This window comes from Symplocastrum torsivum (genome assembly GCF_059505465.1).
Genome location: NZ_JCACKQ010000126.1, coordinates 1 through 26,556, shown reverse-complemented (window position 1 = coordinate 26,556; position 26,556 = coordinate 1). Strand labels below are relative to the sequence as shown.

Below are 26,556 nucleotides of genomic sequence, written 5' to 3'. Positions count from 1 at the left end.
TGAACTCTTCTTCTGGTACGGGTAACGGTGGTGCGATCGCTTTTGACTCAAGCGGCAACATTACGACGGGAAATCTTGACTCTCATTCCGATGCCAATGCTGCTGGTGAAATTACACTCAATAGCACTACAGGAGCCATTTCAACACAACAATTAAGAGCTTCCGGTGATTCTGGCGGTGGGTCAATTACAGTTACGGCTGGTGAATCGATCTTTACTGAGGTGATAGACTCTAGTTCGAGTTCTGGAATTGGTGGCTCTGTTACCCTCGACTCTCAAGAAGATATTGAAGTTGCTTCCATTAATGCCCAAGGCGGTACAGGTAGCAGCGGTGGCGATGTTGACATTACAGCCGGTCAATTTTTCCGGGCATCCGACACATTCCTTGACCAAAATCAAGTCAATGCAAGTATTTCCACTGCTGGTGGATTGAATGGTGGTTCAATCACGATTCGACACGATGGGGGGTTCAGGGAAACTCCCTTTGAAGTGGGTGAGGCAACAACGAATGGTACAAATGGGGCAGTTACTAGTGGGCAATTCACAATTTCACCCTTCCAATCTTTTCCAGGAAGTTACACTCTGGGCAATATTGAAATCATCACATCAGATTCCCCTCCTGAACCACCACCACCAGAGCCAATAATACCTAACCCGGTTGATTTCCTCCCTCCACAGGTGGAGCCGCTCCCTTTAGAGCCAACGAACAACATTCCTCCCCTAGAAATTGACACGGGAATTGAACAGATAGAGCAGTCATTTAGCCAGGAGTATGAGCAGTATTTCGGTCAAAGCAGCGATACACCAAGCAAAACCTTAGCCCAAGCACGTAACATCCTGAGTGAAATTGAGGCAACAACAAATGTGAAAGCGGCGTTTATCTATGTATCTTTTGTTCCTGCCAGCCTTGCCTCACAATCTGCGGCAGATAATAAAAGCGATGAGTTGGAACTGTTGCTTGTGACTTCCGAAGGGCGAGCGATACGCAAACGGATTGCTGGGAGTACGCAATCGCAAGTGATTCGTGTTGTGCGGGACTTCCAAAGCAAAGTCACCAGTTCCAGGAGTACCAATTACTTAAACTCAGCTAAGCAACTCTATCGATGGCTCGTGACTCCTCTGGAAGCTGATTTACAAGCGGCTGATATCCAAAATTTAGTGTTCATCATGGACAAGAATCTACGGTCAATTCCACTAGCCGCCCTTCACAGTGGTCAAGAGTTTCTAGTAGAAAAATACAGTATCAGCCTAATGCCCAGTCTTACGCTGACTGATAGCCAACATCGCGATATTAGAGGCTATCAAGTTTTGGCAATGGGAGCATCACAGTTTACCGAGCAAAACCCTTTACCCGCTGTTCCTCTGGAGTTATCTGTCATTACACAGCAACTCTGGCAAGGCAAATCATTTTTGAATGAAGACTTCACACTGGAGAATCTGAAGTTACAGCGTCAGCTACAGCCTTTTCAGATTGTACACTTGGCAACCCATGGGGAATTTCAACCTGGGGCACCAGCTAATTCCTATCTTCAACTGTGGGACACAAAGCTGCGACTGAGCCAATTGCCACAACTGAATTGGAGTAACCCACCTGTGGACTTGTTGGTGCTAAGCGCTTGCCGCACAGCACTCGGCAATGAACAAGCAGAATTAGGTTTTGCGGGGTTGGCGCTACAAGCTGGTGTCAAGTCGGCACTAGCGAGTCTCTGGTATGTCAGTGATGAGGCAACCTTGGGGCTGATGAGTGAGTTTTACCAGCAGTTACGAACAGCACCCATTAAAGCTGAGGCATTGAGGCAGACACAGATAGCCATGTTACGAGGACAAGTCCGTTTGGAAAATGGTCAACTCGTTGGTACTAGCCGAGGTATTCCCCTACCAGAGGCACTGTCAAATCTTGGAGATAAACAGCTAAGGCATCCTTACTATTGGGCAGCTTTCACACTGATTGGTAATCCTTGGTAGTTGTTAGTTGTTGGATAGGTGCCAAGCCGTTTCTGCTACCTTGAAAGCGAAAGTCAAGTCACTATTCTTCCTGCAACAGCTAGAAATCTAATAGGCATAGTTGATATTTGTTTTTTTGTTAGTAGTCTTTAGTATTACCTTCAGACTTTAATATTTGCTTCCCAAATAGCCTCTAACAGTTACTAACAACCAATAACCAATAACCAACAACTAAAACAAATAACGAACGCTAAAGTAAAAGCCCTCATCTTGGGCATTAGTACCCCGATCATCAAGGTCAACCAAGGGAAAAGCATAATCAGCACGAAGGTTGAGTCCCGGTACTGGCTCCCAAATTAATCCCATACCGACACCTGCTAAAAATTGCTGTGATGGTGATGGAGTAGGATTATCAGAGACATTCCAGACAATACCAGCATCAAAAAATGGAGCGAGTTGTAATGTAGAAGCACCTGCTTCATCTCGCTGTAAAGTAATGCGATCTTCAACGGAAAAACGCACACCATTATCGCCTGAGCGAATGTTTTGTCGGTAGCCTCGTAAGGATTGACCGCCACCAACTACAAATTGTTGGGAGGGAAATAAACTATCGGGTGTTAACTGGATGTCAGCTCCTACAATTAAAAAGTTATCCTCACCAAGAACTTGCACACGCTGCACCTGACCAAGCCAACTGAAAAAACGTCCATCAGGAATCGGGTCAGGATTGATTGTGGCATCAAACCAGCCAGTGCCGAGACTAAAAAGCGATCGCAAAGACCAAGCGCCTCTAACATCCCGGCGCAAATAATTTTGCCCAAACTTAAGCACACTGGTTCTGGTAAACCCTTCTTCGTCAGCACCAGGCCCAGGGAAGGGAAAGCCACCGCCAATTAAGGACTGACTTTCTTGAATTGTAAAACCCAAAGATAGAGAAAATTCTTCGCGGGGGGTGCGTATGAGTGGCTGCTCAAAACTAATTTCATACAGTTCTGAGTCCCCTTCAATGTTCAAGAAGCTGAATTCGTCTTCAACGATTTGATTACTATTGATGGCGGTTCTTAATTGCACAGCACCATTCATCGGGTTGACGGGTAGCCGATACGTAAAGTCAAAGCTATCTGCACCCCCCCTAGTTGTGTGGTAGTACGAACCTGCAACTGTATCCCCATTCCCTGTAAGGTTGCGATAGAGCAAGTTGATGCCCAATCGTTCCGAACCCACACTCGGCGGCGAATAGTTATCAATGCCAAAACTACCTTCAAAGGGGTCAGCTTCAACAACACGAACAATAAGAATGCTCTGCCCTGTTTGGGTTCCCGCTCGGAGGCTCGCTTCTACATTCTCAAATAAAGGGTCAGCCCGGAGCAACCGCAATTGGTCTTCCAACTCAGCGGTATTAAGAGGTGTCCCCGCCCCTAACTTTACGCGGCTGCGGATATAGCTAGGATTTAATCGACGTGTTCCCTCAATTTGTATTTCTTGTAAACTGCCCTCTAGAACGCGAATTTCCACAACACCATTAGTAACGTCCTGGTCTACAAGAATCGCTCTAGAGGTGATATAGCCCCGTTCTAAGTACAACTGGGTAATCGCATCTGCGACTTGTCTGAGTTGTTCTAGGGTAAGAGTTTGTCCCTCATAAGGTTGGGTAATTGCCTCTAACTCGTCGGCTTCAAAGACAGTGCTACCAGTTACTTGAATGTCCTGAACTTGAATCGTTGGTGAGACAGGAGTGCTTGGAGTTGGAGGCGGTTGCGTGGGTGGTTCTGGAGTGACAGGTGTTTGAACAGGTTGCTCTGGTCTTAAGGGTTCAGGTATCGGGTTTGTCGGCGGCTGTAGAAAGCGGTCTTGGTTGGGGTTAGGTTGTAGATTCTCTGGTGGCACAGGTGGAGCAGTCGGCAGGTTCTGTGCTTGTAGAGATGTATCTTGAATGAGGCTTGGTAAGAAGCCTGGTTCAACAGCTTGCGGCTGTGGAATGAGTCTGAAAAAACCTTGCCCAAAGGATTCTGGAGAAGGAGAAAGGGTCTCATTGGAAAGCTTGATGTTACTCACCTCATCTATCGACCCATCAAGAGGCTCTGGCAAAGCCGTCCGAGTTGCGGCTAATGCACCTGTGCCACTAGTACAAGCAATCCCTATACAAAGTGGTGCAAATGCATGAAGAAGACGCTGTTCTCTTGATCCTAATCGACTCTTCGGAAGTTCATTTATGAAACAGCAAGGGCTATTCTTCAAAAACCGCTGTGTCCTACCTCGCCCAGTCACCGCTAGTGCCTTAGGAGCGACCTGATTAACACGAATCAACCATGTTGGTCTAACAGCAATGTTCGTTTGGAGCCGCTTTGCAGCTAATGTACTATGCTCCGTAAGGGCTAACGTGTTCTTGATTAAAACCTCACACCAAAGCAATCTCATCTTCGAGCGCATCAGGTCTCTAATTCTCCTTGAGTCGATATTATTGATAAACTTTGGGTGACGATCCATGGTAAGCGGGTGAATGTCCCCAAGAATCTTATTTTTAGTTACCAGCAGAAAGTAAAATTTTAATCCTCCACGGTTATAGCTGATTGATCATTTGCTTTAACCCGATTTAATCACTAGTATTCATTTATTTACCTCACCCAATTGGCAGCAGTTCCGGAATTATGCTGATAATTGTGCTTTGATACTCATCACGTCATACAAATTGCCGCCACACAAAGTATTACCCTCAGTGGTGGCAATTCCGTATTTGAGTCAATTGGTATCACTTAAGGTTCTACTTCTTGCCAAAGAGTTTCGAGCCGACGCTGCCATGCCGCTAGTGTCTGTTGGCGCGACTCTGCTCCTTGCTCCAACTCACCCATGAGTCCTTCACGATAAAACCGATCTAGGGTTTGGAGCGTTGCCTCCAAGGATTGCCCTTGCTGTTTTGCTACCTGAATGATTTGACGAATACGAGTGTCAACGAGCTGATCAAAGCTACTCGTCAGTCCTTGCTGACGTAGAGAAAGCAGCCGTGCTACGGCTGCTGAGAAGTCTTCAGGCTCAAGGCTCTCACTGTTGTGTTGGAAGACGCCCCAAAGAACATTTTGATTCAGAGCATAACGGGTTTCTTGAGTGTCATCAAAATTTGCTTCTAGTAGCTGTTCAAAGAATGGTTGGGCTTCCCCGGCTGGTGCAATGGGAATGAGAATTCTTAACCAAGATTGGTCTTGTGATAAGAGGACTAGCAATCTAAACTGAGGCATTTCTACCTGCCAGACGCCAGGTTCTGTCATCTGAACGGCAGTGCTACCAAAGAGTTCTGCAAGCTTCTCAGCAATTTCTTGAGCTTTCATAGTTCTTGAGAAAAAAAATCCCCCGGCTGCTGTCGGGGGAGATAGCAAAATACAACGGAGGTAAGTAATTGAGGTTCCCTGCTTGAGTAAGGGTTTTCTTTCTTCAAGCTTCAGAATTTCACGCCTAAGGGCATTGCCCCTACAAGTTCGCCACTTTGTTAGGCAAGCCATTCGGGAACGGCTTCTTCTTTTGTATTGGTGTTGCGTGATGGTGTCTCACGAGTGAATTTCATGTGGATAGAACGAGTTTGCTCACCATCAGCTGCCACTGCCATAATCGGGTAGTCAATCAAACCGTCTTGGAATGACATCTGGAAGCGGAAGGTTCCATCTGGGTTGAGCTTGATGGGGTGTCCACCAATGGTGACGTTAGCATCTGGCTCAGTTGCCCCGTAAACGATCAATTCAGCATCCGCAACTAACCAGAACTGGCGAGGACGAATGGGAGGCATGGAAGCAGAGAAGCCAACACCAGACATTCCAACGCCAGACATGGTTAAACCAGACATTGTTGGTACAGCCCACATACCAACACCAGAGGGGAAGACATAGGAGCTAATTGCCTGCTCGTGAACCGGAACTTGCTGCATAGAACCATACAAGGAACCAGCAACGCGCTGAGCTTCGGCGGATTGTGCCATGCCGAAGATGGCATCGTAAATGGGGTTGCCAACAGCATCTACACTGCTAGTATCAGCGCTAGCAGCGGCTTTTTTGCTGGGAGGAACCAATTCAAGGAAGGTTTTGCTACGGAGGTCTTCTTCCCAGTTTACGGTGATGAATTGGTCTTCAATCCAGTCGGAGGGGTAGACGGGAGGAACATGTACAGGTGCCGAACGAGCCAGAATGAGCCAACGACCATCGGCACAGCGATAGCCGATATCAACAACATAATCGCGATCGCTAACTGGCATGGGCAAGTACCATTCCCGTGCTAGCTCATCACAAGGATATTCTTGAATGCTGTGGGGCGATTGGTAGTCAAGGGTGATGTCGGTAACATCATAAATCCGTAGCGCTAACTGTTGTCCTCCCTGACGCCGTAGATCTTCTTTATGCTCATTTGGAATATCCCAGTAGGTATAAGCCCATTGAGGGTCACGCGGCAATAAAACAATCCGGCTATCACCATAACCAGCCGGTAAATCGGCTAATCCTTCATCCACTGATGCAAGGGTGCCACCGGTACGATCTTCTTGACCTAGTTCAAACTTTGCTGCTTCCACTTCTGGCTGTGCCTCCACTGTGCGAGATGGACTGATTGAAATTTTTGAGCGCTGTATCTTTTGTATTTCCGCCAGCAATTGCGACTTACGCATTCGGCTATAACGGGAGATGCCATATTCACTCGCAACTTTACGCAGTTGCCGCAGTGTCATCTCTTCTAAAGGTGGGCGTTCTTTTGCCATGATTTATGCTCTCCAATAATTAGGACGGCAGGTATGTCACTCCTGATGAATCTGAAAGTTTTGGTCGTCATGTACACATCCAGTTGCTGAAAGAAAGCTAGCTTTCAACTTGAGTTCTTCACCCGTTTGGATTCAGATTTCCAGCTTGCGATCGCTTAGTGCATTGCCTTACTTGTGCCCAAAATCGAAGAAAGCTGCGACTCTTTGGGCAAGGCTCTTTCTACGCTGCTAACGCAATGGGTGGGTCATCATTCATACAGGTACCTGGGGTCGAGCCAGCCGCCGATGATCTTAACGAAATACTCAAAATAAGTATTTCTTCGGGATCGCCTGACTTTATGTAACAGAATACTCTGACGCTGGGTCAAGGGGCTAAGGATAGCGATTTCAGGTGAATTAACGAATTTACAGGCAAGCTGGGGATCAAAATGTCATGAAATCTTGACATTAATGGGTTGCCGGGATCAAATTTTCTCAATCTTTAGCTAAGAGCAATCTGGACTTGACTTTTTAGTCAAGCTTTGATGACAAGTTGTGTTAGCGACTAGAGCTAAGCAAACAAAGCAAAAAGTCCCCAAAATTAGGAGATTTATGGGGCTTTCCAGAATTTATGCAAGAGACACCATGAGCTACGCTCACAAACGTTGCGATAAAAGTAGACTTTCAAGAGAGGTCTACTTATCTCAAAACAGCCATATCTCTGATCAACCAGCGACCATCTTTTCGCAGCATGTCATAACGAACTCGCAGGTTGTCATCGTAGGAAGCCGACTGATTCAACTGACCATTTTCATAGAATTGGGCTACTTCATTCACAGCCGCATCCGCCCTAGCTTGATCAGGATTAGCTGGGTTTGTCTCAACCGAGTTCACTTTAACAACGTGCTTGTACTGTCCATAGATATTGTCTCGCTTAGCCGTTTGAGCGCGTCGTTGCCATGTAGACAGAGCTGGATCAGTCAAAATTTGCTGGAGTTGATCAACTTGATGCTCTTGACCGAGAGCAAGGGACTTAGCAGACAACCAAGATTGGATGACTTGCTCAGCCGTTTGCTCAGTCAACGGCCCCTCTGGCGCGAGCATCTGAGTGCCAGGTTCAGGAATTGCTACCGGAGGCTGAGTCAACTGCACAAGTGGTTGCTCTCCTTCGAGCGGTGGACCTGAAAACCGCTGTAAAGTTTTCTGGAACCAACTTAGGGTTCCAATCAGCAGCCAAGCCAGTAGTCCCACACCGACCAAACCGCCAAGGATCAGTATAATCAGGCGTTTGAATTTTGTTGAAGACTTTGAGTTGTCTGGCAAACGTTGAAGGCGACCGGGTGTTAAACGGTCTAGGGTTACCCCAGAACCTGATGAGGTTTTAGGGACAGAATCTCCCCCAGCTAGAGGAGGCGTTGGCTGGTCAGCCCCACCTTTCGCCTGACGCTGGCGGCGTGACGATTTTGAAGAAGATTCACCCGGTAAGCCTGTAATGGTTGTTTCTCCTGGGCTTCCCGTTGGGGATACCCGTTGGGCTGTGGGCATTGAAACACTAGCCGTGCCTAACGTTGCCGTCCGACTCGTTGCGACACCAGTAGACCCTCGTTCTCCTCCCCACTGTGACCTAGCACCTGCTGAGTCACCGAGAGAGTTGTTAAACATTGAGCTGACTGACTGTTGACCATCTCGCGAGAAGCGACTATCTTCTTCTGACGTTGGGCGAGAACTAGTTCGACCAAAAGCGGCTGGTTCGTTGAAACTTCTGGAGGAAGCAGCAGTCGCGTATGCCGCCTTCTGGGTCTGGACTACTGTCCACTCATTACTTTCCCCAGATGAGTCTGGCAGGTTTTCTAAATATGCTTGCACTTGCTCGTCAGCAAAGTATTCCTTCAACGAGGCTTTCTGGTTCGCTAAATCTCGGAAGTGAGGAAACACTGACTTTTGCAGCCAGCGCTCCCCATAGAGGCATAATCCAGGTAACAAATCTGGAGAACCTTGAGAATGCTCACGAATGAACGCTAGAGGTTCGTATTCCTGGCTCAGTTCTAGGGCACGGCTAGCTTCTTCGGTTTGACCCAGTAACAGCGCACAGACGGATTGTTCAAGGTGGACATCCTGGCGTCGCCCCAAGCGCATTAGCATCTGCTTGGCACGAGCAATTAATGCCGGTTGTCTTTGGGCAAATCCTCGTGCTAGAAGGGCATAGACGGCTAGATAAGTCGCAACAGCTGAGGGACGCTTGGCTTCTGTTTCAAAGAGAGTTTGCTGTTCGGCAGCCGTTAGATAGCCACGCAACTGCTGGATAAAGCGCAGAAAGTCATCAATACTTAACCCAGATTGGTCGTCCCCTGTGCCATCAATACCCATGCGCTCTTGGAGCATTTCTTGCAATAACCGCAAGCCATTACGCCGTTCAGTAAGGTTTTCTTCTGGCAGCGCCAATAATTCCAGGATGCGGTAAGGGCGAAGTTTATAAAGATCGGCTTGGATTTCTCCCCTCACAGATGGGAAAAATCCTTCTCGTAGGAGTAATTCTTGACCCGTTTCTAGGGAAGTTGCGGCGTTTTCGTACTGACCTTGCTGCCATTGCTCCCGACCGAGTTCTAAGCAACCTAAGGCTAGGGTTAAAACAATGTCTGGTCGAACCTGCTGGGGGTTTCCCAAGCGACCTTTATCTAAACTAATGCTGTCTCGTGCCCCTAGATAAGGTTGCCCCAGTTTCAGGACAAGTTCATATTCCCCTAGTTCTTGAAGAATGAGTAATGCCCCAACAAACTGGTCACTTTTGATTTCGATGCTAGGGGTGTGGGGGTCGCTAGCCGTATCTGTGCCTTCACCAGTTCCTGGTGTACCTAAAGCGATCGCTTCTGGCTTTTGCTCGTAGGTTTTGGTGAGAAAACTCGCGTCGTAGGCGGAGCGCTGTTCGGGGTCACTGAGAACCGCGTAGGCTTCGTCCAGGAGTTGTTTACGAGATGCGATCGCCGCTTCCGAATACTCTCGGCGCGGCAGTTGCAACGTGCGATCGCGATAAGCCTGACTTCGCTGTTCATCCGTCGCCTGAATCGGCAGTCCTAATATTCGGTAGTAATCGAGCGGAATTCGCACGGTTCACTTCCCCAGCGCAAAGCAACTAAGTTAACGTATAGTAGCCAGTAGCGTTCTCTCTTCAGCGTGCTGCAAGCCGTTGAACTTGAACCATTCAAGGCACCCGTTCAAGGAGCAAGAACCGCTTGAGTCTAGTTGCTAAAGATATTAGTAATTCTAGCAACGTCGGTAGAGCATCCCCCTAAATGAGACAGTTTGATTTTAAACCAGTGGTGCTGTTTTGACTCAAGTTAGTTTTGCTCTCTTCTTATTTTGATTTGTGAAAAAGCTGAACAGGTGTTGAGAGAAAATCAAGAAATCAATAATAGTGTTGCTGCAAGGATACAACAAACCAATGGTTCAAGAACGGACTTTACCGGAATTTAAAGTCGATTCCAGCAAAATTACTAAAGAAGAAGGATTGCTCCTGTACGAAGATATGGTGCTGGGGCGCTTTTTTGAAGACAAGTGTGCCGAGATGTACTATCGAGGCAAAATGTTTGGTTTTGTCCACCTCTATAACGGTCAAGAAGCGGTGTCAACTGGCGTTATCAAGGCGATGCGTCAAGACGAAGATTATGTTAGCAGCACCTATCGTGACCATGTTCATGCCTTGAGTGCTGGAGTTCCGGCACGGGAGGTGATGGCAGAGTTGTTTGGCAAGGCAACAGGTTGTAGCAAAGGACGTGGCGGTTCGATGCACATGTTCTCAGCTGAACATAATCTCCTTGGGGGTTATGCGTTTGTGGCAGAAGGGATTCCTGTTGCCACAGGTACCGCGTTTCAAAGCAAGTATCGACGTGAGGCTCTGGGGGATGAGGGTTCCGATCAGGTAACGGCTTGCTTCTTTGGCGACGGTGCCTGCAATAACGGTCAGTTCTTTGAATGCTTGAATATGGCAGCGCTTTGGAAACTACCGATTCTCTACGTTGTTGAGAACAACAAATGGGCGATTGGGATGGCACATGAACGGGCGACATCTCAGCCAGAGATTTACAAGAAAGCCAGTGTATTTGGCATGGCTGGAGTTGAAGTCGATGGGATGGATGTGCTAGCGGTACGATCTGTTGCTCAAGAAGCGATCGCTCGTGCGCGTGCGGGTGAAGGTCCAACACTCATTGAAGCGCTCACCTATCGCTTCCGAGGTCACTCTCTTGCTGACCCTGATGAACTTCGCTCTAAAGAAGAGAAAGAATACTGGTTCCCTCGCGATCCCATCAAAAAGCTGGCAGCTTATCTCACTGAGCAAAATTTGGTGCAGCAAGAAGAACTCAAAGCGATAGAACGTAAAGTTCAGGATGGAATCAATGAGGCGGTTCGATTTGCAGAGGAAAGCCCTGAGCCTGACCCCAGTGAGTTGTACCGCTATATTTTTGCTGAGGATCATTAAAACTTCATCTAGCTAGCTGACTAGAGTCATCCTCAAGTCTTAACGGCTAACATCCCGACTCCAGATGCTTCAAGCAGTATGGAGCGGGTTTTGTTATGTCGTTGGATTAAGCCATCTAAATTAGCACAGGTGCGATCGCAAGTTAGAGTTTTCCTGTTTAATGAGTCCCTAAACCGTACAGTTGATCAAGCAAATAATAAGCATAAAGCGTATGACCTACCAGGGTTCTCGTCAAAAATCAGTCCCCTTAGGGGCATCCTTCCTAACTGTTGTGCTGCTCTTAGGAGGCGGTAGTGCCATAGTTCCTCTTTGGACAAAGTCTGTGCAAGCTGTACAGATTGCCCAAACACCATCGAGTGCAAACATTATTTACGTCAATCCTGCCAGGGGAACAGACACAGATGGGTCTGGGACTAGTGAAGCGACACCCTACCGCTCAATTACCTACGCCCTTCAACAGGCATCATCCGGTACAGTCGTTCAGCTTGCGCCTGGAACTTACACCCAAGCTACCGGAGAAGTCTTCCCCTTGCGCGTCAAACAAGGTGTTACCCTGCGAGGCGATGTAGATACCCAAGGTCAAAGGACAGGCATTATCGGTGGTGGTTCCTACGCAAGCCCCACCTTAGCCGGCCAGAACGTGACAATTCGTGCTGAAAAAGACAGTGAAATTAGCGGTATTAGCATTACCAACCCAAATACTCGTGGTACAGGTGTATGGATAGAATCCACCAATGCTACTGTCAGGAACAACAGCTTTATTAACAGCAAACGGGAAGGCGTTTTTGTCACGGGTACAAGCAACCCGAAGATTGAAAACAACCTTTTTACTAGGAACGAAGGGAATGGGATTTCTGTTGCCCGTCAAAGTACTGGGGAAATCCGCAACAATGTGTTTCAGGAAACCGGGATTGGGATTTCGATTGGTGATTCCGCCTCTCCCTTAGTGGAAGGCAATCGCGTTATTCAAAATACCGATGGGGTTGTAGTCAGTGGCACAGCTACTCCTGTATTCCGGAACAACACAATTGAAAGCAACCAACGCAACGGTTTAGTCGCCACTGGCAATGCTCAACCCAATTTAGGCACAGCCGATAGTCCCGGTCAAAATCGCATTCGTAACAACGGCAGTTTAGATGTCAACAACACAACCCGCACCATCACCATAGTTGCCGTTGGCAATGATATTGATCAAAACCGCATTGCTGGTCGTGTAGACTTTGTGGCGGCATCGGTAGCAACTAACTTTCAGGATATTCAAGGTCACTGGGCACAAGCCTACATTGAAGCCTTAGCAGGTATCGACGTGATTGCTGGATTTCCCGATGGCACTTTTCGTCCTGGTGAATCTGTAACCCGTGCCCAGTTTGCCGCGATTATTGCCAAAGCCTTTTCCCCAACACCGCAGAAAGCTGCCAGTGATTTCGTGGATGTCAGCCGTAATTTTTGGGCTTATCAAGTTATCCAAACCGCTTATCGGGGTGAATTTCTCTCTGGGTATCCAGGACGAGTCTTTCGACCTGATGAACGCATTCCAAAAGTTCAGGTCTTAGTGTCTCTAGCCAGTGGTCTAAAATTACGGTCTGAAGATACGAGTGTGTTGTCCGTTTACACAGATGCGGCACAGATTCCGAACTATGCGCTTTCTGCTGTTGCTGGTGCTACTACCAGAGAACTGGTGGTCAACTACCCAACGCTTAGCCAACTCAACCCAAACCAAAATGCCAGCCGTGCCGAAGTCGCCGCCTTTGTCTATCAGGCATTGGTTAATGCGGGTCGAGTACAGCCTATTCCTTCCCCCTATTTGGTCAGGAACCCCTCATCTACTCAACGTTGAAGGGGTATCTAATTTCATTTTGGAAAGGCTGAAGTGGGGAAGGTGGGGAAGGTGGGGCAGAAATTACTTCCTCATCTCCCTCATCCTCACCAACTGGTTTTGACCACACTCTAAAAATATAGAGCGCCAGTTATCCTATGGGTGGAAACTAGCGCTCTAAAAGGTTACTTGTTTTTTATATATGTTTAGGGTCTTTATATCGGCTGACCCCATTTGAGCTATTAATACTTTGACAGCAATTCAGAAAAGCTATCGGTTTCGTAATATTTTCTTTAGATTAAACTTTGTGTCTATTTGTATAGTTCCATCTCTGAAGCGCAACGTTCTAATTTCAAGGCTGGGATCTCTGTAGGCGGAGAGGAAGATGAGCTTTTGCTGCTTGAATAGCCTTAGAAAGGCGCTGAAGTCGGCTTAATCTTTAGTTTAGATAAAATGCTTTGAGCAATGTGTCCTCGCTTCAAGTGGCCAGACACTTCCCTACGGCGGTCAATCAACGTACCCATAATGCTCCGTAAGGTTTAGTGCCTGACTGTATGAAGACAGCTCTCAGGTTGAACAGATTGACGATAGACTGAACTAGATTGACGCCAAATTGCCCACTGGACGGCGAAATTCAGAAGGCTGAATTTGGTATTTAACAAGATTGGCAAGATCTTGCAGTTGGCTGATTGCTTCAGCGCCTTCCAGCTTCATCAGTTCTCGGTCATCCCTCATTTCAGTCCAGGTAATACCATAATCTGACACCAGGAAGCGGATCAGATGACTGTCTCCTAGGCTGACCATAAAGGATGCGCTATTCATCTGGTTGCCGCAGGTATAGCAGGAAGCCAGATATCCTCGGTTCTCTAACACAATTGCCAAGGCTTGGAGATTCATTACCAAGTCTTGAACGAATTGACGGTGTTGCTCTGCCAGTCGTATGAACACGTTAGTCCTCCAAACACCACTCCTAAATTTTAGATCTTTTAATACTTTTTTAAGATTTTAACCTTCAGGTTTTGGGAGGGTTTAGTTCAAAATTCCAAAAGGCTTGCAAAAGAGAGTCTGATAAAGTTATGGTAGCAGCCCGCTTCTAATTGAAGAGTGTAATGGGCGACTAACAACCACAATATGCCTGACTTGTCTACTCTATAGTAGAACCTTTTCTTTTCAGTTAAGTTCTACCGATAGATGGATTTGTTCAACAAATCCAGCCTACGCGCTTAGCATCTACAAGTCAAACGACAACGAAGGTTTCCTTCTCATCTAAAGCTAGGGTGGATGGCTTACTTACAAGCAAAACATCACCCTCGCGGCTAGGCAATACAAAATGTTAACTGACTTGCCACCAACCTAAGGTGGGTCCTATTAACCGAATTGTTACCCAGTAGGCGACCAAAAAGCCGATGCCAACCCAGGCACCTTTAGTTGTCCATTTGACAAACTGCTCACCCTGACTTTTCGTAAGTGGGAGCCAGGGAAAGATGTTTTCCTCTTTACCGTACTTGTCTCCCAGTGCCGCTTTACGGCGCTTGGCATCACCCATGATTCATTGCCTCGACCAAAATAATAGCACTGCTGATCATAACGCTCTCGGTTGGCGTCGGTCGGAGGTTGTTTACGAAATGAAAGATGAGGGAGCGGGAGGCAGAAAATAAAGAAACGTTAACAGGCTTAGAGAAAAACTTAATCCTGTACTCTTACTATCCTCAAAGCCATTTGTTTCGGGCAGTTGGAGTATCAGGTCTGAACCAACTGGATTCGAGATAGTTAATTCGAGCAAAAGGACTGAGGGCTGAGAGAACTTGACGACCGTAGCTACGATGGTTTACACGGTTATCTAGTAGGGCGACAACGCCTTGAGATTCTCGCACGGGCGCGATCGCACGTTGTAATTCTCTTAATGCCGCAGGTAATAAATACAGACGGAACCAATCTAGGCGCTGTTGCTTGTAGTAAGCGACTTGACCAGCCACAAGCGGATTTTCCAGCGACGGGATGGGTAACGTAGCAATCATTAGCAATTGAGGTGCGGGGATAATTGTTTGATGAGAACGCCAAAACTCCCAGCCAGTCACCAAAACACCTCGCTCATCCAAATCAGTCTTCTCTACCTGCACTCGCGAACCAAATTCGGCGGCTAAAATCGCACCCAACTGTGCTTTTAAGGGAACATCCCCCACTAAGAGAACCGCTAACCCTTTAGCATTGCTACTCAGTGTTAAAAGGGTGCGAACTTGTTGAATCAGAGCCTCTTGAAATCGAGGTGTATTCGGCATCGGTAGACCGTCAGGCAAATAGAGTTGAATCAGTTCACTGTGTCGGTCTGGGGAGAACTTCAAGCAAGTCAAATCTCCCAAACCCAACTGCTGGCGGTAAACGGATGCCGAAGCCTCCAAATCCAGCGCCTCACCGATTAACACTACAGGTTGCTTAGACCAAACTTGGCTTAAGGCTGTCGCAACTTCTACAGGCTGACAATACAACGAAAACTGACCTTGCGATCGCGCGATCTCTGCCCACATCAACTGACCTGAGCGTTGCCAGCAATGCCAAAAATGCTTCCAGGGTGTTGGTAGATAATGATATCGATCTTCATCCGTCACTGGATGTAGTACTTCAAACAAGTACCGCAAGCTATCTTGCTCTTGAGCCTCAATCAGACAGCACTCATAAGGGTTAGGAGGGTGCTGAAATATTGCCTTGGTAAGCTGCACACGAATGTCCCGAATCAAGTCAGCCTTTTGGGGACATCCCAGCATTAGTTCGTCCCAGTCTTGCGGCTGAATCGAGGCTTGGAGTTGGTCACGCGCCCAGCCTTCTAAATCATCAGCACCATCAATCAGGGTAGGAATGCCAGGAGGAAACCAATTATGCCCTTCTAACCGATCTGCCAGCCAAGAGGCGGGTGAGGTAATCAGTAGCCCCTGGAAACGTTCATCCGGAAAAGTATCACCTGTCTGAATCGCTTTATCGGTGCCAATCCACTGTTGTAGACGAGGGATTTCGACCCGCAGCAACCATTGCTGTATTGCTAGGGGTGCAACTAAAATCACTGACCCAGGCCAAATTAATGCCGGGGCAAGGTAACTCAGACAATATGAGGGGTGAGTGCTTCCCGTCTGGATCAATGCTGGGCGCCCCAACCGCAAGGCGCGTGCTACCAACCGCGCCATCGTCAGATGATGGGGCCAGCTAGGTTGACCTTGCTCTCGCAGAAAGGCACGTAGGGAGGAATGGACTTCTACCTCAATCACACATCCGCAGCGTCGCAACGCCTTCAGAAATTAACACTAGCGTGCCATGCAATCCTTACCTGTTGCTCTTACTGCGATAAGAGCAAGGGAAGGGCGGCAATGACGCCCTTTCTAATTATGCCAGGGGAAATTGGATGGTCTTGTACTGAACCCTGGAAGGAGTATCTTGAACAAGAAGAATACAGAAGTTCAGGAGTTCAGGAGTTCAGGAGAAGAATACAGAAGTTCTTTCAATGTGCGATCGCGTCCCTACAAGGCTTACCAGATGTAGATCCCACTCATCTGATGAGCCTTCTGAACTTTTCTCAATGCAACTGTCCCACATAATCAAACGATTGAATGAATTCCAGAACTGAACTGACTGGAGGAAGCGTTGATTCTGATGTTTCTAGAGAAGTGCTTCTAGAACGACCCGACAAGTTGGATTGATTCATCAAGTGCTTGCCAAACGCTGGGTGATAATAGACATTCAATCTCTGGTTGCTAGAGTTGCTAACAACCGTATGAGTAGGAGCCTGGAAAAAGCTAGTGGATACTTTCAGGTTGGAGGTAATCTGCAAAGGATTAATAGCTTCAATCTGCTCAATCGCTTGACTTAGGGCTGTCGCTAATTGTTTAATTCGCTGTCGCTCTTGGATGCCAAGATTTTCCAAGCCTTGTGAGGCGAGAATGTTAACTAGCGCAATGATGTTTTGATGAGTTGCGGCTGCATCGTTGAAGGGAAGAATTGCACAATAAGCAACGGTAAATAATTCAGCATTAGTATCAATCCGAAAGGTAATCCCTGTTTTCCTAGCACCAATCTCAATGCTAGGAGCCGTATGAAGTGTTGGGTAGAGCTGAGCAATTTGATGATAAATCGAAGCTAAAACTAAATTAGCGTCCAAATCTAAAGGAGCATCAACAATAATCCGTACTATCGGCAGAGTTTCATTGAAAAACTTTTTGGAGCCGTTGCTAGAGAGGTGAAAAATCTCACTCTTGTCGCCCTCTGGACTCAGGTCAACCCACTCACAGGTCATTCCTTCTGTTTTCAGACCAAAGCGGGAAACTGCATAAAGTTTAGCGCCAGTCAGCGTAGCCCCTGTTAAGTCAGCTCCGACCCAATCGGCTCTAATTAGCCTAGCCTGGGTCAGGTCAGCATGAACCAGACTAGCATTGAGCAAATTAGCGTTGCTTAAGTCAGCCCCAATTAAGTTGGCTCCACTTAACTTCGCATCGCTTAGATTTGCCCAGCGCAGATCAGTACCACTGAGGTCGCTCCAGCGAAGGTTTGCCCCTGTCAAGTCAGCACCACTGAGGTTTGCTCTACTTAAATTGGCTTGCCTGATTTCAGTATTCTTAAGATTACTCCCACTGAGGTCAGCTCGGCTCAAATCAGCTCCATTGAGATTAGCTCCTTCCAAAATTGCCCCAGTCAGGTAAGCTCCCCGCAGGTTAGCTTCACTCAAGTTGGCACGGTTAAGCTTGGCTTGTCTAAGCGCCGCCTCACGCAAATCAGCACTGCTAAGGTTGGCTTCGCTCAAGTTTGCGCCACTTAGTTCAGCACGAATTAGTTCGGCACGAATTAATGCCGCCTTAGCTAGATCAGCTCCTCGCAAGTCAGCTCGAATTAAATTGGCAACATTGAAATTTGCCCCAATTAACTTGGCGTTAGAAAGATTTGCGCCACTGAGTCTAGCAACATTGAGTTTAGCTCCGCTTAGGTTCGTGCCACTCAAGTTAGCACCGCTTAGGTTAGCTACACTCAAGTTGGCTTCCGTTAAATCAGCACCACTGAGGTTAACACCACTCAAGTTCAGTTCAGCGAGGTTAGCTGCATAAAAGTTTCTCGCTCCTGCTGCATAGTTTTTGAGAATTTCCCTGACATTCATTAAACCTAGTCGTCGCTTATTGCCTCCAGTTTCAGCGTTGCATAAAACTTAATTTAATGGTTGCATAGGCTGTGGATTGATGACGCTAGACGATGAATATTGGCATTGTAGGACTGGGGCTGATTGGCGGTTCACTGGCTTTGGACTTGAAAGGGTTAGGTCACCAAGTCTTAGGAGTTTCTCGCCATTCAAAAACGTGTCAGATCGCAATTGAGCGAGGTATCGTCAATGATGCTAGTGACAACCTAACTCTCCTAGCGGCAGCAGAGGTCATTTTTATTTGTACGCCAATCGCCGCGATCGCACCAACTGTCCAGCAGTTGATTCCTCACCTCTCTCCAGAGGTGATTGTTACTGATGTCGGTTCTGTTAAGACGATGGTGGTTGAGGCGGTTACTCCCTTGTGGCACAACTTTGTCGGTGGACATCCCATGGCAGGGACAGCTAATAGTGGGATTGAGGCAGCTATCTCAGGGTTATTTGCAGGAAATCCTTATGTTTTGACACCGATTGAGACAACACCAGCAGCGTCTGTGAGAATTGTAGAGGAGCTTGTGCGATCGCTCAATTCCACAGTCTATTTCTGCCGTCCCGAAGACCACGACCGGGCTGTAGCTTGGATTTCTCACCTACCTGTGATGGTCAGTGCGGGTTTGATTGATGCCTGTGGGAGTGAGACTGACCCAACAGTTTTAGAGTTAGCGCAACAGTTAGCCAGTTCTGGCTTTCGGGATACTAGTCGCGTTGGTGGAGGGAATCCAGAGTTAGGTGTGATGATGGCGCGTTATAATCAAGCTTGCCTTTTGCGATCGCTCACTTTCTATCGCCACAGTCTCGACCAGATCATTGAACTCGTTGAGCAGGAAAATTGGCAAGCGTTAGAAAATATCTTGAAGCAAACTCAGTTACAGCGTCCCCCATTTCTCTAACTGGACGGTTATCACCCTACGACTTTCATACAAGTGCAACACACTTGACACAAAAGCGTCACAGCGGCTGTCTACATTGGTAAATGTCAGCTGTATGCCATCAAGTTTGTGTCTTTTATCTTTTAACAAGATTCAGCTGACACCTCTAGAAGCCTGAAGCGGCTTTGAAAGAGCCAGGTGTTAGGTGATGAAGAGACTTTCTCTAAAACCTACAACCTCCCCCACCGATAAGTGTCAAACATTTAACCAACTGGTGTAAGGCTCGTGTTATCTAGCTCAATCGCTCTCCTCAATAGAATCTTATGGTACTAGACACGCAAAACTCTAAACCTTATCGCACCAGTCCTTTCAAAAAGGCAGCGACCTATCTATCGCTGGTGTTACTGGGCGCTGGTGTCACTTTTTCCGGTAGCTATCTTGCCTCGCGCAACCAGTTGCCTTCTGCTATATCTTCTGCTCAACCTGCGGCTAACGCATTAACAGGACTGATCCCAAGTGCTGAAGCGGTAGCGCCTCAAGACAGCAACTTTGTCACCAACGTTGTCGAAAAAGTTGGGCCGGCTGTGGTGCGGATTAATGCGTCTAGAACGGTTAACACTCGCCTTCCAGATGGCATGGATAACCCGATATTCCGCCAATTCTTTGGCAATGACTCTCCGAATCAACCTCAAGAACGAGTGGAACGAGGTACTGGTAGCGGTTTTATTGTCAGCGCTAACGGTCAGATTCTTACCAATGCCCATGTGGTTGATGGTGCCGATACTGTTAATGTGATTCTTAAGGATGGTCGCACCTTCCAGGGTAAAGTGATGGGAACTGACCCTCTAACGGATGTTGCAGTAATCAAAATTGAAGCGAACAATCTACCTACAGTCCCCGTGGGTAATTCTGATCAACTTAAGCCCGGAGAATGGGCGATCGCGATCGGGAATCCCTTGGGTCTGGACAATACGGTAACGACTGGTATCATCAGTGCTACAGGTCGTTCTAGCGCTCAAGTTGGTGTCTCGGATAAGCGAGTCGATTTCATCCAAACTGATGCTGCGATTAACCCTGGTAACTCTGGAGGCCCCTTACTCAATGCCTCTGGTCAAGTGATTGGGATGAATACGGCAATCATTCAGGGTGCCCAAGGCTTAGGTTTTGCAATTCCCATCAATACCGCTCAACGGATTGCCCAACAGTTGGTGAGTCAGGGTAAGGTGGAGCATCCTTACCTAGGTGTTGAGATGGTAACCTTGACACCAGAGTTGAAAGAGAATATCAACAGCAATCCCAACACGGGTTTAAGTGTGGACGAAGACGAAGGCATACTGATTGCCAGGGTAATGCCCAATTCACCGGCTGCTAAGGCTGGATTACGGGCTGGGGATGTTATCAAGAACGTTGATGGTCAGCCAGTGAAACAAGCCGATGATGTCCAAGGTGCTGTAGAGAAATCTCAAGTGGGCAAAGATTTACAACTGGGGCTGCGTCGTAGTCAACAGGACATTAATTTGACGGTCATACCTGGTGCCTTCCCCACGCAGCGGCAGTAATCTTGTTGGGGAGCGAGCGATCGCTTGCCCGAAGGTGAGGTAAAGAATTTATCGACAAATAGAGGGATGGGAATTTCACCTATCCCTTTTTTCTGCTTAAATACTAGTTTATATTGGTTAAAAATTCGTACAACTCAGTTAATTTTCAGCATTTAAGCCATCGCTGTACACCTAGCGTCATCCTCCCGTAATCTTAAGAATGGGTTATGGGTAACATCTTTTACTGTTTAAACGCATCTACTAATTTCATGGATATCTTTAGGATGGTTGGCAAAAAAGTTAAAGTCTATTTTGAAAATAATCATAAAATTGTTCCAACCACTTGGGGAGCTATTCTTTTTAGTTTAATTGGGGGGATTGATTCTCTCATTATCCCAGAAATTTCCTTGTCATTTTTTTATCTATTGCCGATTTCGTTTGTCACTTGGTTTGTCAAGAAAGAAGCAGGGATTATTACGGCTTTTGCAAGTGTAATCGCTATATTTAGCCTAAACAATAACCACCAGCCGAATGGCTCTGCTCTGCTTAGCTCTTACTGGGAAAATACTATTATATTAATGTTTTTCCTGACTGTATGCTATCTTGTATTTGAATTGCGTGCTGCCAAGGAGAGAGAAAAAGAAATAGCCCGTATCGATCATATAACTGGATTAGCAAACAAGCGGTTATTTTTTGAGCTAGCAAGATTAGAGGTTAAAAAATCTATCCGGTATAGACACCCATTAACAGTAATTGATATAGATATTGATGATTTTACAAGCATTTATGACAAGTTGGGGCAGAGTATTGGCAACAAACTTTTGCAGATAGTAGCTGAAACTCTAAAAGATAGTATTCGAGAGACAGACATTATGGGTAGAATTGGCAGTGATGAGTTTGTCATCCTACTACCAGGAAGTGGATATGAGCCAGCGCAAATTGTTGCCAATCGGGTTCAGAAGCAGCTTCGGGAGGCTATGGAAACGCATAAATGGTCTGTAACATTTAGTATTGGTGCTGTTACGTTCATCAATCCGCCTAATTCAGTTGAGGCGATGATACAGCGTGCTGACCATTTGATGTACTTAGTTAAAAATAACGGGAAGAATCAACTCAAGCATATAGTTTCGATCTAGTATCCAAACTTCACTAATACCGATAACAGTTTAGGATTATTAGTCAGGAAACAAATAAGCGATCGCTACTAATCCAGATAACGTTAGCAGAGTTACCCAAAACAGAGAGAGGTGTCAAAGAACGCATTGAAAAGGAGCAGGTTGAATAACTTGCTCCCTATATTTGTTAAGCTCAATTTATCGTTTTGGTAAGGGATATAAAGTCAATAGACGTTTTCCCTTAGCCCCGGAAGGTAGTTTAGCTTCAGACTTCTAACCAATAGAGTTAAGCTTCCGTCTTGACTTCAGCTTTTTGTCTAGCTGAATCTAGCTTCAGTTCAGCATTGTTTTTCGCTGCTTCAATCTTGTCAGGAGTAGATTGAACACCACCAATCTTGAGGTCGGGATTCTTTTGTGCAAAGTAATTGCTCAAGAATGTGTTGACGAAAGATAGAATCACGGGTCCCAAAATAAGGGCTAGCAATCCGCCGACTCTAAATCCAGGCACAAAAAGCGAAGCTAGCCAGAAGCATAAACCATTGACGACCAACGAAAAGGCTCCCAAGCTCAGGAAGTTGAGCGGCATAGACAGTGTGGAAAGGACTGGCTTGACTGATGAGTTGACCAATCCAAGGGCAATACCAGCAATCAAAGCCGCAGGGAATGTAGCAATATCAACTCCAGGAACAACTAAGTCAACCACAAGTAGACTTAGCGCCGTCGCTAACAAAGTAAACAATGTTCCAATCATATATTTTCCTCAATTTTACAAACAACAAGATTTATTTTTGCTTCAACTATCCTAATCTTGTGCAATAAATCAGCTACTAGCCTCTCTAAGAAGATAGATTTCTAGCGTTGTAAAATTTATAGTTTTGTAAACTATCTGGATGAAGGACAACCGTATCGTTTAGGTTACATAGGTTGCAGACGAGAGTCCCTAAAAATGTAGTTTTGGAGGGAATAATTTGAGTTAGCAACTAATAATCCTTAGGACGGAGGTTGATAGCTAATTTATCCCTAACAATGAAGCTAAATCTAGTTTTAGAAAAAAGTCAAAGAATCAACAATATGAACTTATTACGAATTGTCCTCGCTATTGTTCTACCCCCATTAGGCATTTTCATGACAGTCGGGGTTGGGCCAACACTACTGATTAATATTTTACTTACACTCTTAGGTTGGCTTCCCGGTAGTATTCATGCCCTTTGGGTAATCGTTAAGCATGAAGAGAAAGTTGCTAGAGGAGATTTCTAAGTACTTTCAAGAAAAACCTGTGGCTTGTCTTACCCAAAATTTGATTTTAGTAGAAGTCGCTCAAACAGTTCTAGATTTAGGATTTGTTTGAGCGACTTTGGTTAGTCAGTAATTTCAGTAGTTGGAGTTTAGGATAGCATGAAGCGGAATCAGAGCTGTGTTTGTGCAGCACTGAGGATATTGTTGCCTAGTGATGGCAATGCCTATCTTTTGAAGAATATCACTGACACTTAAGCACTCTGTAGAGAAATCCTGCTTAGGGGCTTTCCAAGCCCCCACACAAGAGTTGAGCGACGCGATGAATTTTCTTACTTAAGCCAGAAGTCAGTAGCAGTCATTTTGCGAAACACATCACTCAATTAATCTAAACCACTGCTAGTCACTGATTGCCACAATTCTTTCAAAAGCTGCTTGACTCGTTGTTCCTTCTTAGCTAGTGCTGCACCTGCTTCGCCTAGCTTGTCTTCAAATTCCGTTCGCTTTTGCTTGACTTGTTCAGCAGCCACTTCAGCTTGAGGTTGGCTTTTTTCATACCAAGTTTTAGCATCGTCTAGATGCTTCTTAATATCCTCGTAACGTTCTCCGTACCGTGCCGCTAAGTTAGCTTGTAAAACAGCAAGTTGAGCTTGGAGTTGGGCATAGCGCTTACGCATTATATTTGCTTCTTCACTATCTTTGAGAGAATTGATAGCTGACTCAATTGCTGATTTAGTACTTGAAGGTGTATCCTTGGTCGTTTCTTCAATGTCAATTAAGGCACTATCAATTTGGCTTTGAAGTTCTTGCTCATCAGCATCTATCTGAGCTTGTAGTTGTTGAACTTCTGCCTGATTTTTGGCAATGGCTTGGCGCTTGGATGCACTAATACCTTCAATTGCTCCCTGAAGAGAGGCCGTAACCTCGTCTTTGAGTTCTCCGCCTCTCTCCTTAAAGTTTTCAATGACTGTAGTAACAGCCTCTTTAATGATTAAACGAACCTCAGTTGAGCCTTCTTTGACTTCTGAATTAGCTTGAGATACAGCAGATTGAACAATTTCTCTAATTCGTTCAGTCCGCAATTTACCTTCTTCTTTGGCTTTTTGAAGGTCAGTTGTAATTTGCTCTTTGATATTATTAATAGAATCAGGCATTTATTTTAAGTCCTTATTTGCAATTGATAAGTACAGATTTAATTTTGACTTTGGCTTCTGTAAGAATCCCAATAAATAATTTGAAAGCAGGTAGAGATTGCTGACTTATAGCTTCTTATCTATTAAGAATCGCATAACTATTGATTAGAAGGTTTCTTCCTAAAGGCTGAAAAATGCCTAGAAGACGAAGCTTTTAACAAAATTTAATTATTTAAATTGGATTAATTTATTAACCTAAGCCGATATCTAAAAGCATCATCACGACGAAACCAACCATAACACCGATAGTTGCTTCTTGCTCTTGACCTTGACGATGTGATTCAGGGATAATCTCACCGCTGATTACAAACAGCATTGCGCCAGCCGCAAATGCCATGCCTAAGGGCAAAATGGGTTGTGCGATCGCAACTACAGCAGCACCAATCAAACCTCCAATTGGTTCCACTAAGCCAGTAAGAAGAGTAACCCCTAGCGCGTACATCGCTGAATATTTTTCAGCAACCAGAGACATGGCAACAACTAAACCCTCTGGGATATTTTGCAATCCAATACCGATTGCAAGCGGAATACCATTTGCCGGATCGCCAGCGCCAAAGTTCACACCGACAGCTAATCCTTCCGGGAAGTTGTGAATCGTAATTGCAAAGATAAACAGCCAAATACGTCTGAGATTTTGCGGATTAACCCCTTCTGACCCTTTGGAAAAATGTTCATGGGGGAGGTATTTATTGGTTAATATCAAAAACACTCCTCCCATGAGAACACCCACTGCCATGAGTAAGGCAGCACCTATCTGACTTGCCCCTTGTGAGATCGCGGCTTCTGTACCCGGAACAATCAACGAAAAAGCTGTTGCTGCCAGCATTACCCCTCCACCAAACCCCAACATGATCGCTTGCACTCTTTGAGTCAAGTTGATCGGTAACAAAATTGGAAAGGCACCAACAACCGTCGCAAGTCCGGCGACTAAGCTGGCAAGGAAACCGGCAAGGATAGGGTTCATGAAGGATTATTTAGGTGCGCTTTTCGCTTAAGTCAGTGACATTCTATTTAGCACAGTGTTTATCCAGCCAGTCAGTAATGAGCCGATTTACAGCATCCGGCTTCTCATCGTGGGGACAATGACCTGCATTTGCGATCGCGACAAACTCGACATCTGGCCCCGTCTCACGCTGCTGCTGATAAATCGCTGCACCTGAAATCGGTGTCCAAGGGTCATCTTCGCCCCAAACGACTAGTAGTGGATGCTGCACTTTGGGTAACAGTTCAACTGGGGAAGGGCCAGGAGGCGCGGTCAAAACTGAGGCAAATACCCGTTGGGCACCAGGGTCACAGGAGGGGGTATAAAGTAAATCTACCAATTCCTCTGTAACAGCTTCGCGATCGCGATACACCTGAGCAAGAGTGCGGCGGATGCGAGATTTTTGGCGGATACGGTTAAACAGGAAGGGCCCAATCGTTGGCGAACTTACCAGTTTAGTAAAAGCCCCCATCACCAAGCGCAATGGTAAATTCAACTCATCAGGGCGGTGGTTTAGTCCGCCTGCACAATTAATTAGGACTCCACCAGCCGCAATTTCAGGATAATCCGTTATCACGATGAGACTCAGCAACGCTCCGATAGAGTTACCAACAAACACAGTCGCCTCTTGAATGTGAGCGTCCCAAAAATCTTTCAACTGCTGTTGCCACAACTCTAAGGTGTAGTCTAGGGCTGGTTTGTCGGAACCGCCGAATCCTAGAAGGTCGATGGCAAACACCCGATAGCCAGCTTCAGCGAGTACAGGGATATTCTTGCGCCAATGCCCAATTGATGCGCCAAAACCATGAATGAGTACTAAGGGCTTGCCAGTACCCATAACCGTGTATTGAATTTTGTAGCCTTGCCAAGTCCAAAAGTGCTTTTCAAAAGTGGTTGCCGATGTTAGTTGTTGTGTAGTCACGGCGTTTTATGAAGATTCTTTAACTATTTTTATGATAGTCGTCTGTGTTGCCAAAACAATTACCTAGAGTATCAAAGAGCGAGTGACAGGGGAAAAGGGCGATCGCCCTTTGTTGAAGAAATCTCTCCCTTCTTTTTTCATCAGTTCACTGCGTCCTGCATAAAACCTACCGCTAGAACAGATATATAAGTAACTGAGTTGTTTAGACACTCTCCACTGGATGCTAGAACCAGTGGATTTTTTTGTTGAGGCTGCATAAGTGGTAATGGCTCAGGAAGTATGTGTACCTAGAAGCCTTCAGGTAAGAACCCCCCGCTTAGCCGTAGCGGGGTTTTATTTTGACTTTATGCACTAAACGCATTAATCTAATCTATGAATTGCATAGCTAGAGATAAAGTTAAGTCTTTTTGACATACGCTTCTCGATACTAGAAAGTTCATAGGTATTAACAGCGACTCTGCCAACTCGGTAGGGTCGTTTTTTTGTCTATATTTGTCTTTACTCAGAAGTTATGGCTGTTGCCATAAAGGTTAGGACCATTGGTGACAAGTTAAGGCTTTCTGGCAGTTGTCAAGAGGATCTGAGAAAAG

General features: G+C 46.1%; 19 protein-coding genes. 7 read left to right on the top strand and 12 right to left on the bottom strand.

Features of this window, described 5'->3' with window-relative positions; genetic code table 11:
* A partial coding sequence (locus tag AC5JL3_RS31480) for a CHAT domain-containing protein (protein ID WP_496078202.1) occupies nt 1-1,964 on the top strand: 1,964 nt, incomplete at its 5' end.
* A 210-nt stretch (nt 1,965-2,174) separates the two neighbouring features.
* On the opposite strand, the gene AC5JL3_RS31475 is transcribed toward AC5JL3_RS31480, so the two are convergent.
* From AC5JL3_RS31475 to AC5JL3_RS31460, 4 genes are all read right to left on the bottom strand, one after another.
* Nucleotides 2,175-4,361, bottom strand: coding sequence for a ShlB/FhaC/HecB family hemolysin secretion/activation protein (locus tag AC5JL3_RS31475; RefSeq protein ID WP_496078201.1), 2,187 nt, complete (start codon nt 4,359-4,361; stop codon nt 2,175-2,177).
* Nucleotides 4,362-4,696: 335 nt separating this feature from the next.
* Nucleotides 4,697-5,266 (bottom strand): CesT family type III secretion system chaperone, encoded by a 570-nt coding sequence (locus tag AC5JL3_RS31470; protein ID WP_496078200.1) that lies wholly within the window; start codon nt 5,264-5,266, stop codon nt 4,697-4,699.
* A 158-nt stretch (nt 5,267-5,424) separates the two neighbouring features.
* Nucleotides 5,425-6,675 (bottom strand): DUF4912 domain-containing protein, encoded by a 1,251-nt coding sequence (locus AC5JL3_RS31465; protein ID WP_496078199.1) that lies wholly within the window; start codon nt 6,673-6,675, stop codon nt 5,425-5,427.
* Between the two features lie 678 nt (nt 6,676-7,353).
* Complete coding sequence (locus AC5JL3_RS31460) at nt 7,354-9,759, bottom strand: IMS domain-containing protein (protein WP_496078198.1); 2,406 nt, start codon at nt 9,757-9,759, stop codon at nt 7,354-7,356.
* A gap of 334 nt (nt 9,760-10,093) precedes the next feature.
* Here AC5JL3_RS31460 and pdhA point away from each other — a divergent pair, with 334 nt between their 5' ends.
* Both pdhA and AC5JL3_RS31450 read left to right on the top strand, forming a co-directional pair.
* Nucleotides 10,094-11,128: a pyruvate dehydrogenase (acetyl-transferring) E1 component subunit alpha gene (pdhA, locus tag AC5JL3_RS31455; protein ID WP_496078197.1), complete on the top strand. Its 1,035-nt coding sequence runs from the start codon at nt 10,094-10,096 to the stop codon at nt 11,126-11,128.
* Nucleotides 11,129-11,339: 211 nt separating this feature from the next.
* Nucleotides 11,340-12,965: a DUF1565 domain-containing protein gene (locus AC5JL3_RS31450; protein WP_496078196.1), complete on the top strand. Its 1,626-nt coding sequence runs from the start codon at nt 11,340-11,342 to the stop codon at nt 12,963-12,965.
* 576 nt (nt 12,966-13,541) lie between these two features.
* Here AC5JL3_RS31450 and AC5JL3_RS31445 read toward each other — a convergent pair.
* The 4 genes from AC5JL3_RS31445 to AC5JL3_RS31430 form a co-directional block, all read right to left on the bottom strand.
* On the bottom strand, nt 13,542-13,892 hold the full coding sequence (locus tag AC5JL3_RS31445) for a DUF1815 family protein (RefSeq protein WP_496078195.1): 351 nt from the start codon (nt 13,890-13,892) through the stop codon (nt 13,542-13,544).
* 385 nt (nt 13,893-14,277) lie between these two features.
* Entirely contained in the window at nt 14,278-14,490 is a 213-nt protein-coding gene (locus AC5JL3_RS31440) for a DUF2839 domain-containing protein (RefSeq protein WP_192222467.1), read from the bottom strand.
* 163 nt (nt 14,491-14,653) lie between these two features.
* The gene (locus AC5JL3_RS31435) at nt 14,654-16,201 is read right to left on the bottom strand and encodes a helicase C-terminal domain-containing protein (protein WP_496078194.1); all 1,548 of its coding nucleotides are present in this window, start codon (nt 16,199-16,201) and stop codon (nt 14,654-14,656) included.
* 305 nt (nt 16,202-16,506) lie between these two features.
* The gene (locus AC5JL3_RS31430; protein WP_496078193.1) at nt 16,507-18,075 is read right to left on the bottom strand and encodes a pentapeptide repeat-containing protein; all 1,569 of its coding nucleotides are present in this window, start codon (nt 18,073-18,075) and stop codon (nt 16,507-16,509) included.
* A 92-nt stretch (nt 18,076-18,167) separates the two neighbouring features.
* Between AC5JL3_RS31430 and AC5JL3_RS31425 the strand changes: the two genes are divergently transcribed.
* The 3 genes from AC5JL3_RS31425 (at nt 18,168) to AC5JL3_RS31415 (ending at nt 21,657) form a co-directional block, all read left to right on the top strand.
* Entirely contained in the window at nt 18,168-19,004 is an 837-nt protein-coding gene (locus AC5JL3_RS31425) for a prephenate/arogenate dehydrogenase (protein ID WP_496078192.1), read from the top strand.
* A 302-nt stretch (nt 19,005-19,306) separates the two neighbouring features.
* Nucleotides 19,307-20,542, top strand: a complete 1,236-nt coding sequence (locus AC5JL3_RS31420; RefSeq protein ID WP_496078191.1) for an HhoA/HhoB/HtrA family serine endopeptidase — start codon at nt 19,307-19,309, stop codon at nt 20,540-20,542.
* A 248-nt stretch (nt 20,543-20,790) separates the two neighbouring features.
* Nucleotides 20,791-21,657 carry a GGDEF domain-containing protein gene (locus AC5JL3_RS31415; RefSeq protein ID WP_496078190.1) on the top strand — a complete coding sequence of 289 codons (867 nt, stop codon included), beginning with the start codon at nt 20,791-20,793 and terminating at the stop codon, nt 21,655-21,657.
* A gap of 265 nt (nt 21,658-21,922) precedes the next feature.
* Here AC5JL3_RS31415 and AC5JL3_RS31410 read toward each other — a convergent pair whose 3' ends face one another.
* A complete protein-coding gene (locus tag AC5JL3_RS31410; RefSeq protein ID WP_496078189.1) occupies nt 21,923-22,387 on the bottom strand; it encodes a phage holin family protein in 465 nt (154 codons plus the stop codon).
* Nucleotides 22,388-22,707: 320 nt separating this feature from the next.
* Here AC5JL3_RS31410 and AC5JL3_RS31405 point away from each other — a divergent pair, with 320 nt between their 5' ends.
* Nucleotides 22,708-22,893 (top strand): YqaE/Pmp3 family membrane protein, encoded by a 186-nt coding sequence (locus AC5JL3_RS31405; protein WP_496078188.1) that lies wholly within the window; start codon nt 22,708-22,710, stop codon nt 22,891-22,893.
* 359 nt (nt 22,894-23,252) lie between these two features.
* On the opposite strand, the gene AC5JL3_RS31400 is transcribed toward AC5JL3_RS31405, so the two are convergent.
* From AC5JL3_RS31400 to AC5JL3_RS31390, 3 genes are all read right to left on the bottom strand, one after another.
* A complete protein-coding gene (locus AC5JL3_RS31400; protein WP_496078187.1) occupies nt 23,253-24,023 on the bottom strand; it encodes a histidine kinase in 771 nt (256 codons plus the stop codon).
* A gap of 229 nt (nt 24,024-24,252) precedes the next feature.
* Nucleotides 24,253-25,026, bottom strand: coding sequence for a ZIP family metal transporter (locus AC5JL3_RS31395; protein ID WP_496078186.1), 774 nt, complete (start codon nt 25,024-25,026; stop codon nt 24,253-24,255).
* A 43-nt stretch (nt 25,027-25,069) separates the two neighbouring features.
* Complete coding sequence (locus AC5JL3_RS31390) at nt 25,070-25,966, bottom strand: alpha/beta fold hydrolase (RefSeq protein ID WP_496078185.1); 897 nt, start codon at nt 25,964-25,966, stop codon at nt 25,070-25,072.
* Nucleotides 25,967-26,556: the final 590 nt, after the last annotated feature.

Coding starts and splice junctions, on each gene's coding strand:
- AC5JL3_RS31450 (WP_496078196.1), top strand. CDS start 11,340: ATGACCTACCAGGGTTCTCGTCAAAAATCAGTCCCCTTAGGGGCATCC.
- AC5JL3_RS31425 (WP_496078192.1), top strand. CDS start 18,168: ATGAATATTGGCATTGTAGGACTGGGGCTGATTGGCGGTTCACTGGCT.
- AC5JL3_RS31420 (WP_496078191.1), top strand. CDS start 19,307: ATGGTACTAGACACGCAAAACTCTAAACCTTATCGCACCAGTCCTTTC.
- AC5JL3_RS31410 (WP_496078189.1), bottom strand. CDS start 22,387: ATGATTGGAACATTGTTTACTTTGTTAGCGACGGCGCTAAGTCTACTT.
- AC5JL3_RS31405 (WP_496078188.1), top strand. CDS start 22,708: ATGAACTTATTACGAATTGTCCTCGCTATTGTTCTACCCCCATTAGGC.
- AC5JL3_RS31415 (WP_496078190.1), top strand. CDS start 20,791: ATGGATATCTTTAGGATGGTTGGCAAAAAAGTTAAAGTCTATTTTGAA.
- AC5JL3_RS31465 (WP_496078199.1), bottom strand. CDS start 6,675: ATGGCAAAAGAACGCCCACCTTTAGAAGAGATGACACTGCGGCAACTG.
- AC5JL3_RS31400 (WP_496078187.1), bottom strand. CDS start 24,023: ATGCCTGATTCTATTAATAATATCAAAGAGCAAATTACAACTGACCTT.
- AC5JL3_RS31440 (WP_192222467.1), bottom strand. CDS start 14,490: ATGGGTGATGCCAAGCGCCGTAAAGCGGCACTGGGAGACAAGTACGGT.
- AC5JL3_RS31475 (WP_496078201.1), bottom strand. CDS start 4,361: ATGAGATTGCTTTGGTGTGAGGTTTTAATCAAGAACACGTTAGCCCTT.
- AC5JL3_RS31395 (WP_496078186.1), bottom strand. CDS start 25,026: ATGAACCCTATCCTTGCCGGTTTCCTTGCCAGCTTAGTCGCCGGACTT.
- pdhA (WP_496078197.1), top strand. CDS start 10,094: ATGGTTCAAGAACGGACTTTACCGGAATTTAAAGTCGATTCCAGCAAA.
- AC5JL3_RS31430 (WP_496078193.1), bottom strand. CDS start 18,075: ATGAATGTCAGGGAAATTCTCAAAAACTATGCAGCAGGAGCGAGAAAC.
- AC5JL3_RS31470 (WP_496078200.1), bottom strand. CDS start 5,266: ATGAAAGCTCAAGAAATTGCTGAGAAGCTTGCAGAACTCTTTGGTAGC.